General features: G+C 65.6%; 21 protein-coding genes and 1 pseudogene. 10 read left to right on the forward strand and 12 right to left on the reverse strand.

The genetic code is table 11. From position 1 onward, the window contains the following. Positions 1-443: pseudogene (locus tag M529_RS0124240) on the forward strand (pyrroloquinoline quinone-dependent dehydrogenase); the annotation flags it as partial. A 1-nt stretch (position 444) separates the two neighbouring features. After that, positions 445-897 (forward strand): c-type cytochrome, encoded by a 453-nt coding sequence (locus M529_RS29575; protein ID WP_021316862.1) that lies wholly within the window; start codon positions 445-447, stop codon positions 895-897. A 66-nt stretch (positions 898-963) separates the two neighbouring features. Here the strand turns inward: M529_RS29575 and M529_RS29580 are convergent, their stop codons facing one another. Together M529_RS29580 and M529_RS29585 are read right to left on the reverse strand one after the other, a co-directional pair. After that, positions 964-1,515 (reverse strand): peroxiredoxin, encoded by a 552-nt coding sequence (locus M529_RS29580; RefSeq protein ID WP_021316863.1) that lies wholly within the window; start codon positions 1,513-1,515, stop codon positions 964-966. Positions 1,516-1,525: 10 nt separating this feature from the next. Further along, positions 1,526-1,915 (reverse strand): VOC family protein, encoded by a 390-nt coding sequence (locus M529_RS29585; protein WP_021316864.1) that lies wholly within the window; start codon positions 1,913-1,915, stop codon positions 1,526-1,528. A 96-nt stretch (positions 1,916-2,011) separates the two neighbouring features. Between M529_RS29585 and M529_RS29590 the strand changes: the two genes are divergently transcribed. From M529_RS29590 to M529_RS29605, 4 genes are all read left to right on the forward strand, one after another. Then, positions 2,012-2,512 (forward strand): hypothetical protein, encoded by a 501-nt coding sequence (locus tag M529_RS29590; RefSeq protein WP_031294476.1) that lies wholly within the window; start codon positions 2,012-2,014, stop codon positions 2,510-2,512. A 117-nt stretch (positions 2,513-2,629) separates the two neighbouring features. Continuing rightward, complete coding sequence (gene recF / locus M529_RS29595; RefSeq protein WP_021316866.1) at positions 2,630-3,700, forward strand: DNA replication/repair protein RecF; 1,071 nt, start codon at positions 2,630-2,632, stop codon at positions 3,698-3,700. Positions 3,701-3,806: 106 nt separating this feature from the next. Next, positions 3,807-4,346, forward strand: coding sequence for a CHAP domain-containing protein (locus M529_RS29600; RefSeq protein ID WP_021316867.1), 540 nt, complete (start codon positions 3,807-3,809; stop codon positions 4,344-4,346). Between the two features lie 79 nt (positions 4,347-4,425). Beyond that, a complete protein-coding gene (locus M529_RS29605) occupies positions 4,426-5,148 on the forward strand; it encodes a CHAP domain-containing protein (RefSeq protein ID WP_031294478.1) in 723 nt (240 codons plus the stop codon). 88 nt (positions 5,149-5,236) lie between these two features. Here the strand turns inward: M529_RS29605 and M529_RS29610 are convergent, their stop codons facing one another. From M529_RS29610 to M529_RS29635, 6 genes are all read right to left on the reverse strand, one after another. Further along, a complete protein-coding gene (locus M529_RS29610; RefSeq protein ID WP_021316869.1) occupies positions 5,237-5,572 on the reverse strand; it encodes a hypothetical protein in 336 nt (111 codons plus the stop codon). An 85-nt stretch (positions 5,573-5,657) separates the two neighbouring features. Continuing rightward, a complete protein-coding gene (locus M529_RS29615) occupies positions 5,658-5,933 on the reverse strand; it encodes a DUF3297 family protein (RefSeq protein ID WP_021316870.1) in 276 nt (91 codons plus the stop codon). Between the two features lie 112 nt (positions 5,934-6,045). Then, positions 6,046-6,348: a hypothetical protein gene (locus M529_RS29620; RefSeq protein WP_021316871.1), complete on the reverse strand. Its 303-nt coding sequence runs from the start codon at positions 6,346-6,348 to the stop codon at positions 6,046-6,048. A 113-nt stretch (positions 6,349-6,461) separates the two neighbouring features. Continuing rightward, positions 6,462-7,718, reverse strand: coding sequence for an SAM-dependent methyltransferase (locus M529_RS29625; protein ID WP_021316872.1), 1,257 nt, complete (start codon positions 7,716-7,718; stop codon positions 6,462-6,464). Between the two features lie 23 nt (positions 7,719-7,741). After that, positions 7,742-8,494, reverse strand: a complete 753-nt coding sequence (locus M529_RS29630) for a molybdopterin-binding protein (RefSeq protein ID WP_021316873.1) — start codon at positions 8,492-8,494, stop codon at positions 7,742-7,744. Continuing rightward, the gene (locus M529_RS29635; protein WP_031294480.1) at positions 8,491-9,192 is read right to left on the reverse strand and encodes a cytochrome b/b6 domain-containing protein; all 702 of its coding nucleotides are present in this window, start codon (positions 9,190-9,192) and stop codon (positions 8,491-8,493) included. Before M529_RS29635 ends, M529_RS29630 begins: the two co-directional genes overlap by 4 nt. A gap of 268 nt (positions 9,193-9,460) precedes the next feature. Here M529_RS29635 and M529_RS50510 point away from each other — a divergent pair, with 268 nt between their 5' ends. After that, a complete protein-coding gene (locus M529_RS50510) occupies positions 9,461-9,595 on the forward strand; it encodes a hypothetical protein (RefSeq protein ID WP_269078861.1) in 135 nt (44 codons plus the stop codon). Between the two features lie 285 nt (positions 9,596-9,880). Continuing rightward, positions 9,881-10,423: an outer membrane protein gene (locus M529_RS29640; protein WP_021316876.1), complete on the forward strand. Its 543-nt coding sequence runs from the start codon at positions 9,881-9,883 to the stop codon at positions 10,421-10,423. 74 nt (positions 10,424-10,497) lie between these two features. Here M529_RS29640 and M529_RS29645 read toward each other — a convergent pair whose 3' ends face one another. The 3 genes from M529_RS29645 to M529_RS29655 form a co-directional block, all read right to left on the reverse strand. Next, complete coding sequence (locus M529_RS29645) at positions 10,498-10,923, reverse strand: hypothetical protein (RefSeq protein WP_021316877.1); 426 nt, start codon at positions 10,921-10,923, stop codon at positions 10,498-10,500. Positions 10,924-11,131: 208 nt separating this feature from the next. Then, on the reverse strand, positions 11,132-12,391 hold the full coding sequence (gene rlmN, locus M529_RS29650; protein WP_021316878.1) for a 23S rRNA (adenine(2503)-C(2))-methyltransferase RlmN: 1,260 nt from the start codon (positions 12,389-12,391) through the stop codon (positions 11,132-11,134). 49 nt (positions 12,392-12,440) lie between these two features. Continuing rightward, positions 12,441-12,929: a hypothetical protein gene (locus M529_RS29655; RefSeq protein ID WP_021316879.1), complete on the reverse strand. Its 489-nt coding sequence runs from the start codon at positions 12,927-12,929 to the stop codon at positions 12,441-12,443. A 170-nt stretch (positions 12,930-13,099) separates the two neighbouring features. On the opposite strand from M529_RS29655, the gene dnaN reads away from it, so the two are divergent. Then, complete coding sequence (gene dnaN, locus M529_RS29660; protein ID WP_021316881.1) at positions 13,100-14,212, forward strand: DNA polymerase III subunit beta; 1,113 nt, start codon at positions 13,100-13,102, stop codon at positions 14,210-14,212. Between the two features lie 108 nt (positions 14,213-14,320). Further along, positions 14,321-16,939 (forward strand): EAL domain-containing protein, encoded by a 2,619-nt coding sequence (locus M529_RS29665; RefSeq protein ID WP_021316882.1) that lies wholly within the window; start codon positions 14,321-14,323, stop codon positions 16,937-16,939. Between the two features lie 105 nt (positions 16,940-17,044). Here M529_RS29665 and M529_RS29670 read toward each other — a convergent pair whose 3' ends face one another. Then, positions 17,045-17,461, reverse strand: coding sequence for a response regulator (locus M529_RS29670; RefSeq protein WP_021316883.1), 417 nt, complete (start codon positions 17,459-17,461; stop codon positions 17,045-17,047). Positions 17,462-17,501: the final 40 nt, after the last annotated feature.

Consider the following 17,501-nt stretch of genomic DNA (forward strand, 5'->3'; position numbering starts at 1 on the left):
ATCCGGGCTTCCTGCAGGTGCAGGGCCTGCCGCTGCTCAAGCCGCCCTATGGGCGCATCACCGCGATCGATTTGACCAAAGGCGACCTCGCATGGCAGATCGCCCATGGCGAGACACCCGACAATGTTCGCAATCACCCCAAGCTGAAGGGCTTGAAGATCCCGCGCACGGGGCGTGCCGGCAATCTCGGCCCGCTCTGTACCAAGACGCTGGTGATTTGCGGCGAAGCGGGTTTCTACACCAATGAATATGGGGTGCGCGGCGCCATGCTGCGCGCCTATGACAAGGCCACGGGGGAAGAGAAGGGTGCGGTCTATATGCCCGCGCCGCAGAGCGGCTCTCCCATGACCTATATGCTCAAGGGAAAGCAGTATATCGTCGTCGCCATCGGGGGGGGCAATTATAGTGCGGAGCTGGTGGCATTCCGGCTTCCGGGAGCATGAGATGAAGAAGTTTATGACGGGTCGTGGTTATGCTTTGGTGGGTGCGGCGGTGCTGGCGCTTGGCGGCGGGGTTGTCGCCAGCGCGCAGGCACCCGAGCGCAATGTGTGGAGCGGTGTCTATACCGCCGAGCAGGCGGAGCGCGGCAAGACCGCCTATGCCGAAAACTGCGCCGCCTGCCATGGCGATACATTGGCGGGAATCGACGTGGCGCCGGCGCTGACCGGCGGAACCTTCCTCAACAACTGGAACAACACCTCGGCGGGCGACCTGTTTGGCCGCATTCAGTCGACCATGCCGCTGAACGCGCCGGGCAGCCTGGGCGGCAAGACCGTGTCGGACATCGAGGCGTTCATCTTCCAGTCCAACGGCTTCCCGGCGGGGGAGCTGGCGCTGCCGCCGAATCAGGCGATGATGACCAATGTGAAGATATCGGCGCAGAAGCCTGCAGGCTGACCGGCGCGAAGCGGCCCCCTTTCCGGAAGGGGCCGCCCGCGGACCGGACGGCCACTGTCCTACTGGTTATTTCTGCTTCATCGCCTCGACCGCGGCCAGCGTGCTCTTCACATGGCCGGCATAGTTCATCTCGCTGTGGACGAAGGCGATACGGCCCGACGGCGCGATGACATAGGAGGTGCGATCGGTCATGCCCGGCCGCATCTTGAGCGCGACGTCATAACCGGACACGATGTTGGGACCGGCGGACGCGACCGCGAACTTGCCGGCGCATTCCTTGGTGGAGAAGGCGACCAGATCGTCGACAGTGTCGGCCGACATGCCGATGACGGTCGCGCCCGCCGCCTTGAACTTGTCGATATTCTCGGCGAACTCGCGCGCCTCGGCCGAGCAGCCCGGCGTGAATGCCTTGGGGAAGAAATACAGCACGACCGGTCCGCGCTTCAGCTGGTGGGAGAGGGTCACGGTGAAGGTCTTCCCTGCCAGCGCGCCGCGCGTGGTAAAGTCTGGCGCCTTGGCGCCCACCGACAGCGCAGCACCCGCCGCGCCGGCGCCAAGCAGGGCAGCGGACGCCGCCGCCAGAATCGCAGTGGTCTTGATGCTGTTGCGCAGGGTCATGTGCAGTCCTTCAGGCAGCGGGCGCCGGCGGCTCCCAGAGTTCGATGGCATTGCCTTCGGGATCATGAATGCGGGCGAAACGCCCGGCATCGGGATGATCCCATTCGGCTTTGGTGATGACCTCGACGTCCGCCGCACGCAAATCCGCCAGCAGCGCGTCCAGATCAGCGACGCGAAAATTCAGCATGAACGCCTTGTCGGCCGCGAAATAGTCGCTGTCCTGCCGAAAGGGGGCGAAGACCATCGGCCCACCCTGCGGCTTCCAGGCCCATTCGTCGGGCGTTGCGCCCGGATCGGACACGCAGCCGGCGCCGACGTTCAGATGCCTGGCATACCAAGCGGCAAGGGCGTCGGGGTCGCGCGCACGAAAGAACAGGCCTCCCATTCCCAGCACCGGCATGGCATTCCTCCCCGCTGACTCGCGCCCGTGACCATAGCATGGCGGAATGGCGCCGTCATGCCGGGAACCGGGCCATTGAAAGGCGGTTTTTGCAGCATGCGTTTTCTTCTACCCTTGGCCCTGCTCGCACCCGCTTTTGCTCTCGCCGGCTGCGACGGCGGCAAGGACGATAGCCAGCCCGGCATCGTGACCAACATCCTCGACGACGCCCTGCCCAATGCGCAGCAGCCTCCACCGCCGGACAATGCGATCGTGCCGGCAGAGCCGCTGCCCGATATCCCGCAGCCTGAGGATTCGGCCGAAAGCAGCATTCCGGCTCCGCTGCTGGGCCGCTGGACCGGCGCCGCGGAAACTTGCGGTGACCGGGCGGCCGCCCTGGAACTGACGGTTACCCCCGACCGGCTGATCTTTCACGAAAGCGAGGGGCGGGTGACCGCGGTGAAGGGACAGGAAGACGGCCGCGTGCGCGTGACCGCGGATTTCACGGGGGAGGGCGAAAGCTGGACCCGCACTCTGGAAATGAAGCCGTCCGCCGACGGACGTCGCCTCACCATCGTCAACGACGGTGCGAGCGTCACGCGAAAGCGCTGCAACTAGAAGATTTCGAAGCAGGTGGAATTGCCTGCCGGCTCAGGAAAGCAAATAGCTCCCCGGACAGCGTCCGGGAGAGGGCATTCGCTTCCCCATTCCATCCGGCGCCGCTAGAGCGGAGCGATGATCGGCCGCCTCACCCTAAGCGATTTCCGCAACCACGCGGATGCGCTGATCGTGCCCGATCACCCCTTCCTGGTGCTGACAGGCGACAACGGCGCAGGCAAGACCAACATCCTTGAAGCGGTGTCGATGCTCGCGCCCGGACGGGGCCTGCGCGGCGCCGCGCTACGCGACATGGCGCGGCAGGGCGGGCCGGGTGGCTTCGGCATCGCGGCGGAGGTCGACGGCGTGATGCTGGGCACCGGCGTCGCCCCGGGCGCGCCCGATCGGCGCCTGGTGCGGATCGGCGGCACCGCCAGCGCGGCCAATGCGCTGGCCGACCATCTCGCCATCGTCTGGCTGACCCCGGCGATGGACCGGCTGTTCCTCGACAGCCCCGGCGGACGGCGCCGCTTCCTCGACCGGCTGACCTTGGCGCTGCATCCCGCCCATGCCGCGCACAGCGCGCGCTATGAGGCCGCGATGCGGGCGCGCAATCGCCTGCTCTCCGACCTGCGTGTCGCCGATCCTGCCTGGCTCGGGGCACTGGAGACGCAGATGGAGGAGCATGGCACCGCGGTTGCGGCCGCGCGCAGCGACCTCGTCCTCCGGCTCAACGCGAAACTGGAAGGCCAGCCCGACGCCCCTTTCGCCCGGCCCATTCTGGCAATAGCGGAGGAGGAACCGACCGAGGGGTCGCTCGCGCATCGGCTCGCCCGCGGGCGACGGCGCGATGCGGCGGCAGGCCGCACCCTGTCAGGGCCGCATCGGCAGGATCTGGCCGTCCTCCACGCCGCCAAGAGGCAGGCGGCGGCGCTCTGCTCGACCGGCGAGCAGAAGGCGCTGCTGCTGTCGATCCTGCTGGCCCATGCCGCTCTGGTGGCGGTGGAGCGGGGCCAGCCGCCGGTGCTGCTGCTCGACGAAATCGCCGCGCATCTCGATCCATCGCGCCGGGTCGCGCTGTTCGAGCGACTCGCGGCCACCGGCGGCCAGGTCTGGATGACCGGCACGGAAGACCAGCTTTTCAAGGAATTGGGGGCTGCAACGCGGTGGAAGGTAACGGGCGGTTCGATCTTTCGTTCCGCAGCGTGACGTGTCGCAGCAACGCTTCGCCGCTCGACGGTTTTCAAGCGCGCCTGGCTCTGCCCTAACAGGGCCTCGGGGATAACAGCTACACCTAAGTCGGGGGTCGCAATACATGATCGGTGGTTTTCGCGCGCTGTTCGCAGCCGCCCTGTTTGCGCTCGCTTCTCTTGCCACCGTCACCCCTGCCGCCGCCGGCGTCCTGCAATGCGCACCCTTCGCCCGTCAGGTTTCCGGCATCCAGCTTTTCGGCAATGCCAACACCTGGTGGAACCAGGCCGAGGGCCGCTATGATCGCGGTCACGAGCCGCGCGTCGGTGCCGTGCTGGCGTTTTCCTCCAGCCGCCGCATGCCTGTCGGCCACGTCGCCATGGTGAGCAAGGTGGTCAGCGACCGCGAGGTGCTGCTGACCCACGCCAACTGGTCCTACCGGGGCGGCGTGGAGCGTAACGTCCGCGCCATCGACGTGTCGCCCAACAACGACTGGACGGACGTGCGCGTCTGGTACGGCCCGATCGGTGACCTGGGCCTGCGTTCCAATCCGGCGCGCGGTTTCATCTATCCCGACCAGGCGCAGCCCCTGGTCCAGCCGGTGCAGATTGCCGCGGCCGACCGCGCGACCATGGGCATCGACAGCGCGCGCGGTGCTTTCTGAGCTGTTAACTATTTGCTAAAGGGCGATAATCTAGTTTCGCTCGCGGTGGGGCGATTCTCAGGTTCGGGGTCGCGTTTTGATGTTTCGATCGGTTCGCTGGACGGCCGCCTTGCTGCTGTCCGGCCTGGCGACGGGGCCGGCGTTCGGCGCCACGGTGCTGCAATGCGTGCCCTATGCCCGCATCGTTTCGGGCGTGGATATCCAGGGCGATGCGCTGACCTGGTGGGACCGGGCGGAGGATCACTACAAGCGAGGGCATAAGCCGAAAAAGGGTGCCGTGCTGGCCTTTCGTCCCTTCGGGCCGATGATGCTCGGTCATGTCGCGGTGGTCAGCAAGGTGCTGGACGGCCGCCATGTCCTGGTCCGCCATGCCAACTGGTCGAGCCCCGGCGCGATCGAGGAGGACGTTCCGGTTGTGGATGTGTCGGAAGAGGGCGACTGGAGCGCGGTCCGCGTCTGGCACGGCCCGACCGGGCAGATGGGCGTGCGCACCAATCCGACCTTCGGCTTCATCTATCCCGCCAGGGGGAAGCTGCGCCCCTTCGTCCCCGATGCAACGCTGGGGAGCAGCGTGCGGCTCGCCGCCGTCGATCCCGACCAGTGGAGGAAGGAAAAGGCACCGGCCGTAAAGGCGCCGGCGGCTGCCACCCCGGGCCGCGCCATGCAGGCCATTGCTGCGTCGCGGCGCGTACCCCGGCTGGAGGCCGATCTGTCCGTCACCCGCTATGCAGACAATGCCCCTTCGCAGCGCACGCTGGGCGCCATCATCGCCGACATACGGCGCGAGGCGGCGCTGGACTAGGCGCGGTGGACCAATTCAAAGGGCCAGATGGCCATTATGGGTGGAAAGCGGACAATCGCTTCGCTCGTAGTTTCAGTTGGAAGCAGCCTTACCGCTTTGCGCGAAACAGTTCTCTTTGCGCCTGATTGATAGAAAGCTCATCCCAATCAACCTCACGCATTGATCGCGGGAAGATTTCTCGCAGGTCATCATAGCCGTAGAATAGCGTTCCATGTATCCCTTGCGCTTCGCTCTTCAGAATGGGGCGATCCCATAGGGGCGAAATAACGCGGCCCGCTTCGGCATTCCCAAGACGCGCAAACACGTCCTCAATGATTGCCATGTCACTATTCCCGACGAAAATCGCACCAAATTCATCGTCAGTGGCTTGAAACAAGCTGAAGGTCGCATTGAGCGCACCGTCAATGATCTGGATGTTTTTCATGAGCCCATTATGCGGAGGGCTGTGACGAACAGCAATGCTTTCGAGCGTCCGCTTTTGAGCCGTTTCACATCATCCTGCCGCCCCCCTATTCGACGTCGGCCGCCTTCTCTTCCGCATCCGGCGCAGGCGTCTCGAACCAGGCTTCCACCGGGCCGTTGAGCTTGATCGTCAGCGGATTGCCGTGGCGGTCGCGGGTCTTGCCGGCGGCGACGCGGATCCAGCCTTCGGAAATGCAATATTCCTCGACATCGTTGCGTACCCGGTCCTTGAAGCGGATGCCGATGCCCCGCTGCAGTACGTCCATGTCGAAGAAGGGGCTGCGCGGGTTGGTGGAAAGGCGGTCGGGGGGCGTGTCGCTCATGTCGGTGCTTCCAAGAAATCGTTGGCCGCCGCCTAGCCCCTGACGGCGCATGCCGTCAACCGCCCGCCATGCGGAGGCCGCCGCCACGGTGCGGGCGCCGGCCTCCGTCCGGTCAGCGGCAGATGCGCACCCGAACCGACCGGCCGCGATAATGGTCGTAGCGGCGCTCGGTCCAGCAGCGCTGGCGATAGCCGTAATAGCCCCGATGGCCACGCCAGTAGCGGCGGTCGTTCCGCCAGTGGCGGCGGTTGTCCCAGCGCCGTTCACGGTCCCACCGCCGGTCCCAGCGATGGTCGCGGTCGCCGCGATGATAGCCCGAACCATAATATTGCGCTTGGGCCGGCGTGGCTGCGACGGCGCCGAACGCCGCCACTGACAGGCCGAGCGCCACCGCGCCCTTCCACAGCAAGGTCATGTCGTCTTCTCCTCATCCTCGCCGCGCGCCCCGGGACTCGCGGCCTGATGGTGAAGATGCGACGGCATGACTGAACCGGCCGGGAACGGGCCGGTCATCCATGGTTCATTCGCTCAGCGCCCCCGCAGCGCCGCCTCGGCCTCATGCATATAGTCGCGGGTGATCGGCAGGGCGCGTCGGTTGCGGGTGTACTGGATCTGGAAATTCACCATGCCCCCGCTTTCGAACGCGGCGGTCGCCCCGGCCAGGTAGAAGGTCCACAGGCGGAAGAAGCGCTCGTCGTACAGGGCGACGATCTCCGCCTTGTGCGCGACCGTCCGCTTGTACCATTCGCGCAGCGTCAGCGCATAATGGAGCCGCAGTGTCTCGACGTCGGTCACCATCAGCTTGTTCTGCTCGCTGGCCGCCACCACCTCGCTCAGCGCGGGGATGTAGCCGCCGGGGAAGATATATTTGTCGGTAAAGGCGTCGGTACGGCCCGGCCCGCCGACGCGGCCGATGGTGTGCAGCAGCATCACGCCGTCGGGTGTCAGCAGATTGTGGCACAGGCGGAAGAATTCCGAATAATGCGGCGTCCCGACATGCTCGAACATGCCGACCGATACGATCCGGTCGAACGGACCCTCGACGTCGCGATAGTCGATCAGCTCGAACTTCACATGGTCCTGCACGCCGGCGTCGATCGCCCGCTGCCGCGCGACCTTCAGCTGTTCCTCGGACAGGGTGATGCCCAGCACGTCGACGCCGCAGGTCCGATGCAGGTACAGCGCCATGCCGCCCCAGCCGCAACCGATGTCCAGCACCCGCTGCCCGGGCGAAAGCATCAGCTTGGCCGCGATATGGGCCTTCTTGTCCTCCTGCGCCTGCTCCAGGCCGATGCCGGCCTCATTCTTCGCGTCGGGCCAGTAGGCGCAGCTATATTGCCGGTCCTTGTCGAGGAAGAGCGCGTAGAGGGCGCCCGACAGGTCGTAATGATGCGCGACATTGGCGCGTGACCGGCGGCGGTCGTTGGCCTTTATCAGCGCCTTGCCGATCACGCCGGCGCGCTTGACCAGCGGATTCTTTTCGCTCGCCTTGCGCTCGCGCTTTCCCGTCCATTCCCAGGGATGGTCGTGCCGCATGAAGGCGACGAAATCCATGATGTCGCCGCCCTCGATGACCAGGCGATCATCCATGAAGGCCTCGGCGAGGCCCAGGCGGGGGTCGCGGACGATCGCCATCGGCACGCCGCGGTCGCGGAACTTCAGCGTGAAATGCGGCCGGTCGGGATTGCCAGGGCCGAACTGGCGGGTCGTGCCGTCATGATAGACTACGGTCAATCGGCCGGTGCGGACCATCCGGCTGAGGACCTTGTCGAGTATCCACTTCATGTACGGCCGCTTCCCTTGTTGTTTCAGATGCCTGCGTACCAGTCATAGCCGCTAAAATCCTCCCAGAAACCCCCTTTGCCCTTGCCGATGCCGGACAGGCTCTCCACCGCCTCGATGGCGGTCAGATATTTCGCGTGCTTGTAGCCGAGCTGCCGCTCGACCCGCAGCCGCAGCGGAGCGCCGTTGGCGACGCGAAGCGGGCGGTCGTTGAGCGCGAAGGCCAGGATGGTCTGGGGATGGAAGGCGTCGACCAGATCGATGCTTTCATAATAGCCGTTCCCGTCCCCCATGTCGTCGGCGCAGCGGAACACGATGTAGCGCGCGCGGCTGCTCATCCTCGCCGCGTCCAGGATCAGCGACAGCGGCACGCCACGCCATTTGCCGATTGCGCTCCAGCCCTCGACGCAGTCGTGGCGGGTGATCTGCTCGCGATGGGGCATGGCATGCAGCTGCGCGAGGGAAAGCGACAAGGGGTGGCCGACAAGGCCGCCGACCCGCAGCCGCCAGTCTGCGAACCCGCTCCGCCACACGGCCTTGTACGCTTCCGTGTTCGGATTGCTCGTGCCGTTGGCGCGGAATGTGGGGGAGATCTGGTCCGGCCGGAACTCCCGGGCCAGCGCGTTGCGGTCCATCAACCCGCGCTGCGCCCATTTGTGGAAATTGTCGGCGGAAAACAGCAGTTCCCGCACCGGCTCCTGCCGCGCCAGCCGGTCGCATCCGGCAAGCGTGGCCCCGGCGCCCAGGATCAGCGCGCGGCGGGACAGGATCAGGCTCATCGCCGCGGCTCCGGCAGGCGATAGCGTCCGGTGATCATCGACCGGATCTCGTTCACCGGCCCGGCCAGCAGCACCATGGTCATGTGGACCAGGAAGAAGGCAACGAGCATGAAGGCGGCGATGAAGTGGATCGACCGCGCCGACTGCCGCCCGCCGAACAGGTCGACCAGCCAGGGCCAGGCGGCGTTCATGCCGGGCGACATGGTCAGGCCGGTCAGGATGACCAGCGGCAGCAGGACGAAGATCACGCCGACATAGCTCGCCTTCTGAAGCACATTGTAGCGCAGCGCCGCCTCGCCGGTCGGGAAGCGCAGCCGGGCATGGTCCTTGATATCCTGCCATACATGCCCGGGGACCAGTTCGCCGCGACGGAAAGCGAGGTCACGCTGGACATGCCGGTTGACGAGGCTCCAGAGCATGTAGCCGAGCAGCGCGAAGGCGAAGATTGGCGCCGCCGTCAGGTGCCAGTGGCGTGAGAGCGCAAGATTATAGTGCGCGGGCAAGGTCACCCAGCTCCCGAACCGTTCCAGCGCCAGCCAGGGCCGGTCGAAATTCGCGCCATATTGCCCCCAGTAAAGCCGCGGATGCGCGTTGAAGATGCCGAGGCCGCTGGTGAACAGCACGTAGAGCAGCACGGCGTTCAGCCAGTGCCACAGCCGCGTCGAAAGCCGATGGCGCCTGACCGTCGCGCTGCTCATGCTGCTGTCCCCGCCATCCATGGGTTGCCTTTAGCAAAAAGGAGCGGGGGCTGCATACGGGTCTCTGTCGTTGGTGTCGTCTGGCATGTCGTTGATCGAATCGTCATGGAATTGTCATGATCGCTTCGGGCAACGGCCACGCCCGCAAGGGACTATCAATAGTCGAATCTGAAATATCGGTACAGAATATTAAAAATAATTCATCGTCCCGTGCGTCAAGCGGGAGAATGCAAACGGTCGCCTGTCAATAATTTCAGTGCCTCGACGCATGAACATTATGGAAGGCAAAAAAATGAAGAACGTTTCGATATTTTTCCTCGCCAGCGCCGTGCTCTGCTTCATTTCCGCGCCGGCGTTCGCCCAGGATCTTTCGGTTCGCGGCCGAAATCATCCCCAAGGATGATGCCGTTGCCGGGCTGCCTGGGGTTGCCTGGCGATATGACGGAAATGTGACTCATGTGCAACACAAGGGGGAAATCCATGAAAAATCATTCCCCCGCCCCTTTTCAATCCGGAAGGTGGATCCTAGATGCCCGCTGCGTGATCGTGATGCGGGTCACCTAATCCCTCACTAAATGAAGTGAGTGGGTTCGGGAGTATTGTGTGAACTGAGGCATGATTTCTTTGCATCTATCCTGACGTCCGGATCAATCCTTCTTCCGGATACAGAAATAAAATTGAGGACTATATGAAGACTGTGATTCTCGCAGCCGTTGCTGCTGCCGCTTTTGCCGTGTCCGCTCCCGCTTTCGCGCAGGACGCCGCGCCCTTCACCGGCCCCCATGCCGAAGTGCTCGCCGGCTATGACAAGCTGGACACCAACAGCAACGGCCTGGGCAGCCCGGACGGCTTCCTCTACGGCATCGGTCTCGGCTATGATTACCAGAGCGGCAACGCCGTGTTCGGTATCGAGGGCGAAATCTCGGATTCGACCGCCAGCCGCACCATCTCCGGCACCGACATCGATGCCGCGCGCGACCTGTATATCGGCGCCCGCGCCGGCTTCGTGGTCAGCCCGCAGGCGCTTGCCTATGTGAAGGCCGGCTACACCAACGCCCGCATCGAGACCGAAGGTTTCGGTGGCGAGAATGGCGACGGCGTGCGCGTCGGCGCCGGTCTGGAATACAAGCTGGGCGGCCAGGTGTTCGTCAAGGGCGAATATCGCTATTCCAACTATGAAGGCGACGTGGAGCGCCACCAGGTGGTTGGCGGCCTCGGCATCCGCTTCTGATCCCTCTCGATCGGAAAATGGGAAGGGCGGCTCCTCGCGGGGCCGCCCTTTTCGCATGAGGGCCGCGATTGCTCTTAGAAATCCAGGGGCCTGAGATCCGGCTCCACCCAGCCGCGGCGCGCCTCGACCGACATCAGCCTTTCGCGCGACCAATAGGCGAACGGCCAGTCCTTGCCCGCGAGCGGCGTCGCCATCAGTGCGGCAAAGGCCTGCGCGACGCCCACATCGGCCGGCAGTCCGGCCAGCACGCCCCGCGCCGCGCGCAGCGATGCCTGGGTGATCGTCTCGTGATAGCCGCTCGTATCGTTGTTCACGCCGCCCACGCTTTCATTGTAGCGGGCGATCATGCCGGGCATGTCGCGCTCGGCGACCAGATCGGGACGCCGCAGCATCAGCCACAGCGCGGTCGCGAAATGCGCCCCATGGGTCCATTCTTCCTTCGGCAGCGTGCGCTCGCAAAAGCCGTGCGCCACGCGTTCTATCTCGTCTTCGGTCGTCATGGGTCCTGTCCTTGTCGAAGCCGGTGGCAGGGCAAAGAAAAACCCCGCCAGAGGCGGGGTCTTCCGAATGGTCTGCGTGGATCGTCGAGGGAGCGTCAGTCCGCTTCCCTTTGTCCATACGCCAACGGCCCCGCCACGTGCGGAATCTGTTGGGTAAGGGTGATCGTGCAGGCCATGGCTGTTGCGCTACCGGAACGGCCGGCGCGCGTCAACCGATCGCGGCCTGCTTCTCCGCCGCCAGCCGGTCCAGCTCGGCACGGCTCTTCTTTTCGGAGGCGGACTTCAGCTGCCCGCACGCGGCCATGATGTCGCGCCCGCGCGGTGTGCGCACGGGGGCGGAAATGCCGCCTTCGAACACGATGTCGGAAAAGCGCCTGATCCGCTCGGGCGTTGAGCATTCATAGTCGGTGCCCGGCCACGGATTGAACGGGATCAGGTTGACCTTCGCCGGCAGCTTGAACCGGCGCAGCAGGCGGACCAGTTCGCGCGCATCCTCGTCGCTGTCGTTCTTGTCCCTGATCATCACATATTCGAAGGTGATGCGGCGGGCGTTGTTCGCGCCGGGATAGTCGGCGCAGGCCTGCAGCAGCTCCTCGATGCCGTATTTCCGGTTGAGCGGCACCAGCTCGTCGCGCACCTCCTTGGTCACGCCATGGAGCGACACGGCGAGGTTGACGCCGATCTCCTCGCCGGCGCGCGCCATCATCGGGATGACGCCGGAGGTGGACAGGGTGATGCGCCGCTTCGACAAAGCCAGGCCATCGCCGTCCATCACGACCTTCAGCGCGTCACGCACATGATCGAAATTATACAGCGGCTCGCCCATGCCCATCATCACGATATTGGTCAGCATCCGCCCGTCGGTGGTGTATTGCGGGGCGTCGTCGGACTCATCGTCGTTCGCCGACGCCATGGTGCCGCGCGGCCATTCGCCCAGCGCGTCGCGCGCGAGCATCACCTGTCCGACGATCTCGCCCGGGGTCAGGTTGCGCACCAGCCGCATCGTGCCGGTATGGCAGAAGCGGCAGTTGAGCGTGCAGCCGACCTGGCTCGACACGCACAGCGTTCCCCGGTCGGCGTCGGGAATGAACACCATCTCATAATCCTGCCCGTCGTCGGAGCGCAGCAGCCACTTGCGCGTGCCGTCGCTGGAGACCTGCGCTTCCACCACCTGCGGCCGGCCGACGATGAAGCGCTCCGCCATCCAGCCGCGCATCGGCTTGGCGAGGTCTGTCATCTTCTCGAAATCGGTCTCGCCGCGATGGTAGAGCCAGTGGAAGATCTGCTTGGCGCGCAGCTTCGCCTGCTTTGCGTCCAGCCCCGCGCTCTCGAACACATCCCTGATCTGCGGCCGTGCCAGGCCCATCAGATCGACGCGCCCATCCTCGCGCGGCGTCACCGCGCGCGGCACGGGCACAGGGTCGATGGCGCCGGGGATCGGCATAAGGGGGCTGGCGGATGTCTGCATCCCACGGACATAGTCGATTTACGCGCGCTTTTAAAGCGGGCGCTAAAGATCAGCGCAGCCGCGCGCACCCCAGCGCTGCCGCGTCGATCGCGGTCGCCGCGCCGCGCAGCGCGTAGCTGTCGGTAAAGCTGCGCCCGTCGGCGGCGGTGGCCTGCACGCTCATGCCCGTCGAGGAACGGATCGCCGCCACGATCGCGGCATCCGCGCGCGCGTCTGGCGCCCAGGCGTCGGCCTGCCCGGCCACCAGAATAAAGCGCCGTTCCCCGACCGACAGGATCACTGGCGCGCGGTCGGCGCGGATGCGGCTGAGGCGGAAATGCACCTGGCCCCTGATGCGCTTTCGCGGCCAGGTGCCGACCGCCGCGAAGCCACGGGACCGGGCGCCCTGCCGCGCGGCCGGCTGCGCGATCGCGTAGCAGCGCGGCTCGGCCGGATCGCGGAACGCGCCCCAGCTTTCGAAGATGCCGAGCGAATCCTTCGCCTGCGCCGGGCAGGCGAGCAGGAGGGCGGACAGGATCAGGACAAGCGCGGACCGCATGTGCCGGGCAAAGCGCACCCCGTGCCCTTTTGCAACCCCGCACGGAAATCGCTGCTCAGCAGATGCTTGCCGCGGCCGTCACAGCGGCTATGAAGGAACATCCATCATTGTCGCCCGGATTCGACAGTTTCCGGGCCATCGGCAGAAAAAGAAACGGATAGAACAGGGACATGAAGGCCACCATCGAACGCGCAACGCTCCTCAAGAGCCTGAGCCACGTCCAGTCGGTGGTCGAGCGGCGCAACACCATCCCGATCCTGTCCAACGTCCTGATCGAGGCGTCCGCGGACGGTTCCATCAAGTTGATGGCGACCGACCTCGACCTGCAGATCGTGGATAGCATCTCCGCCCAGGTCGATCAGCCCGGCGCCACCACCATTTCGGCCCACACCCTGTTCGACATCGCCCGCAAGCTGCCCGAGGGAAGCCAGGTGTTGCTGCAAGCGGCGGAGGGGAAGATGCTGATCCAGGCGGGCCGTGCCCGCTTCAACCTGTCGACGCTGCCGCGCGACGACTTCCCCGTCATTGCCGAGGGAGACCTGCCGACGCGGTTCGAACTGCCGGCCGAAACGCTGAAGCAGATCATCGACAAGACGCGCTTCGCCATTTCGACGGAAGAGACGCGCTATTATCTGAACGGCATCTATTTCCACGTGACGGACGACGGCGCCCCGGTGCTCAAGGCCGCGGCCACCGACGGCCACCGCCTCGCCCGCGTCACCGTGCCCCGGCCCGACGGCGCGGAGGGCATGCCCGGCATCATCGTGCCACGGAAATGCATCGGCGAACTGCGCAAGCTGCTGGACGAAGTCGAAGGATCGGTGGAAATTGCCCTGTCGGCCAGCAAGATCCGCTTCGGCCTGGGCAATGCCATCCTGACCAGCAAGCTCATCGACGGCACCTTCCCGGACTATAGCCGCGTGATCCCGACGGCCAACGACAAGCTGCTGAAGATCGACCCGCGCAGTTTCGAGGAGGGCGTGGACCGCGTTGCCACCATTGCCACGGAAAAGACCCGCGCGGTCAAGATGAGTCTCGACAAGGACCGCATCACCCTGTCCGTCACGAGCCCGGAAAACGGCACGGCGGCCGAAGAGGTGCCCGGCGCCTTCCAGGGCGAGGGGTTCGACATCGGCTTCAACGCCCGCTACCTGCTCGACATATTGGGCCAGATCGACAGCGACCTGGTGGAACTGCACCTGGCCGATGCGGCCGCGCCGACGCTGATCCGCGAGGACGATCGCAGTCCTGCACTTTATGTTCTGATGCCGATGCGCGTGTAAAGGCGAAGAAGAAAACGGCGGCCGCCCGCCGCTTCATTGTCGCGACGGCGCCGTTGATGTCTCGGCCGGAGTAATCTTCTTTCAAGAAGTTGCCGCTAGACGAACCGCATGCTTGTTTCGCGTGCTGCTTTCCTGGATCATACGCCCCGCACCCCGGGCCTTCTCGCCTCGCTGGGGCTCGCTGAAAGCGGAGCGGATGTGCCGGCGGCCTGGGTCGCGCGGTCCTTCACCCTTGCCGCTGCGCTCTGGCCGCTGATCCTGCTGGCCAAGATCGTCGTTGCCAGCCTCTCGGGCGCCGGCTTCCATCATGTGCCCAATGGGGGGCTCGCGTTCCTGCTCGCCCTCAACCTGCTGGCTGACGGCGCCGTCTTGCTCGCTCCGCGCTATGGGGCGTTCCGCCGTCTGCCGCCGCATGTGCAGAAGTGGCTGTTGCTGCCCATGGTCTTTCTTTCCGGCCTCGCGTTCAGCCTCTGGCTCGCGCTCGCATCACCGGCCGGCGGCAATCCGATGCTGCGGCTGGCGCTGCCCGAACTGTCGGTCGCGCTGCTCGCCGTCTGCATCTTCGGTGACCGACGGCTGCTGGGGCTCAGCTATTTTCTCGGCGCGCTGATCGTCTCCGTGCTGGAACAGGCGCAGATGGCACAGGTCGTCCTGCTCGGCAGCTGTGTCGCGGTCATGCTGGTGGCGACCGTGCGTCAGGCGCGCGCGGACTGCGACCAGGCGATCGCCCGGCACGAGCAGGTGCAGCGCGCGGAGCGGTCCGACCGGCTGCTGCAGGAATATGAGCGTTCGGGCAGGGGCTGGTTCTGGGAAACCGACCGGCAGGGTTGCCTCGTCTACCTGTCCGACACCTTGGCGCAGACGCTGGACATGCCGGCGGGCGGGCTGATCGGCCGGCCGATCACGGAAATCGTTCGTCCGGGCGACCGGCAGCGGGGCGACGGCGAGCGCACGCTCGGCTTCCATCTGTCGGCCCGCACCGCCTTTTCCGACATTCCCGTCCAGGCGGCCATGGCGAAGGAGGAGCGCTGGTGGTCGATCTCCGGCCAGCCGGTGTTCAACGAATATGGCCAGTTCCACGGCTTTCGCGGCAGCGGCGCGGACTTGACGGAGATGCGGCGCAGCCAGGCGGAAGTCACGCGCCTCGCCCAATATGATTCGCTGACCGGCCTCGCCAATCGTGTCCAGATGCTGGGTTCGCTGGAGCAGGCGGTGGCGGGTACGCGCGGCAAGCCCGGCGAATGCACGCTGCTGATGCTCGATCTCGACCGATTCAAGACGGTGAACGACACGCTGGGCCACCCGGCGGGCGACCAGCTGCTGCGCCAGGTCAGCCAGCGTCTGGAACGGGTGGTCGGCGACAAGGGATTGGTCGGGCGACAGGGCGGTGACGAGTTCAAGATCTTGCTGCCCGGCCGCCATGATCGCGCCGCGCTGAGCCATCTGGCGCAGACCATCATCACCACGGTGTCGCAGCCCTATACGATCGAGGGCACGGCCGTCGTCATCGGCGTGTCGATCGGCATTTCCTGCTGCCCGCAGGACGGCGTCACCGCCGACGCGATGATCCGCAATGCCGACCTTGCCCTCTATGCGGCGAAGGGCAATGGACGCGGGGTCCACCGTTTCTATTCGTCGGACATGCATGCCGACGCGGAGGACCGCCGCAAGCTGGAAGAGGACCTGCGTCATGCGCTGGCCGCCGACGGCCTGCACCTCGTCTACCAGCCCGTGGTGTCGACCGCCAGCGAGCGGATTACCGGCTATGAGGCGCTGCTGCGCTGGGTCCATCCGGTGCGCGGCCCGATCTCGCCGGCCTTGTTCATTCCCATTGCGGAGGATACCGGCCTCATCGCCCAGATCGGCGAGTGGGTGCTGCGCACCGCGTGCCGCGATGCCGCCCAGTGGCCGGAGGGGGTGCAGGTCGCCGTGAACGTCTCGCCGACCCAGTTCGCCAACCCGGCTTTTCCCGCCACCGTGATGAGCGCGCTCGCCGCATCCCAGCTCGCGCCCGAGCGGCTGGAGCTGGAGATCACCGAGAGCGTCTTCCTGACCGACGACGCGGATACCGATTCGATGTTTACGCGGCTGAAGGCGCTGGGTGTCCGCCTCGCGCTCGACGATTTCGGGACGGGCTATTCCTCACTCGGCTATCTGAAGAAGGCGCCGTTCGACAAGATCAAGATCGACCAGAGCTTCGTGCGCGGTGCCGCAATCAAGGGCAGCCGCAACAGCGCCATCATCAAGGCGATCGTCAGCCTGGCCGAGGCGCTGGGCATGGACACGACGGCGGAGGGCGCCGAGACGCATGACGAACTGGAGCTGATCCGCCAGCTCGGCTGCAGCCACATCCAGGGCTATGTCTATGGCCGGCCGATGCCCTTCGACGACGTCGTCGCGCGCCAGCGCGCCAACGGCTCCGCCGCCAGCCCGGAGGGGTTCCAGTCCAGCCGCCCCGAACGCAAGACGATGCTGCGCACCGTCGCGGTCCATCATGAAGGCCATGTCTATACCGGCCGCATCCGCAACATCTCGGCTACCGGCGCTCTGGTCGAGGGGCTGTGGAACGTGCCGGAGGGCACGCTGTTCGCGGTCGAACTGGGCGAAAACCATGTCGTGAACGCCACCGCCCGCTGGTCCCGCGAGGACCGCATGGGCATCGAGTTCGTCGGCGGCATCGACCTCGCCCGGCTGCGCGCGCCGCCGCCCAAGGCGCTGGCGTCCTGATCGAGAATCCGGTCCTGCCCGGGCGACGCCCGATCCGCTGGCTTTCAGGACACAAGAAAAAGGGGCCGCAAAACGCCGCCCCTTTGCGCACCGATCCCATAGCGATCAGGCCGCCAGCGCGACCTTCTCCACAGCGGCCACGCCCTTCCCGACCTCCCGGATCAGCGTCACGAACCGCTTGGCTTCCCGCACGATCATTGCCTTGTTGAAGCAGGCGGCGGCGCCCCGGTCCATCGCCTCGGCGACGATCGGCGCGCCGTCGCGCATCAGGCTGGACAGCATGATGACGGGGCACGGCTCCATGTCCATGATCTCGTCCAGGATCGCCATGCCGTCCTTGCCGGGCATCGCGATGTCGAGCGTCACGACGTCCGGCTTCTCCAGCCGGATCATGGCGATCGCTTCCTCGCCGTTACGGGCGATTCCCACCACCTCGACCCGGCGGTCGCGCTCCAGCAGCGTTTCGATCATCGCACGGATGGTCAGCGAATCGTCGACCACCACAATCCTGACGGGTTTCATCGTCCAGTCTCCCAACCGTTACGAAACCTCATAACGGATG

Origin of the sequence: Sphingobium ummariense RL-3 (genome assembly GCF_000447205.1) — a bacterium.
Classification (GTDB): Bacteria; Pseudomonadota; Alphaproteobacteria; order Sphingomonadales; family Sphingomonadaceae; genus Sphingobium; species Sphingobium ummariense.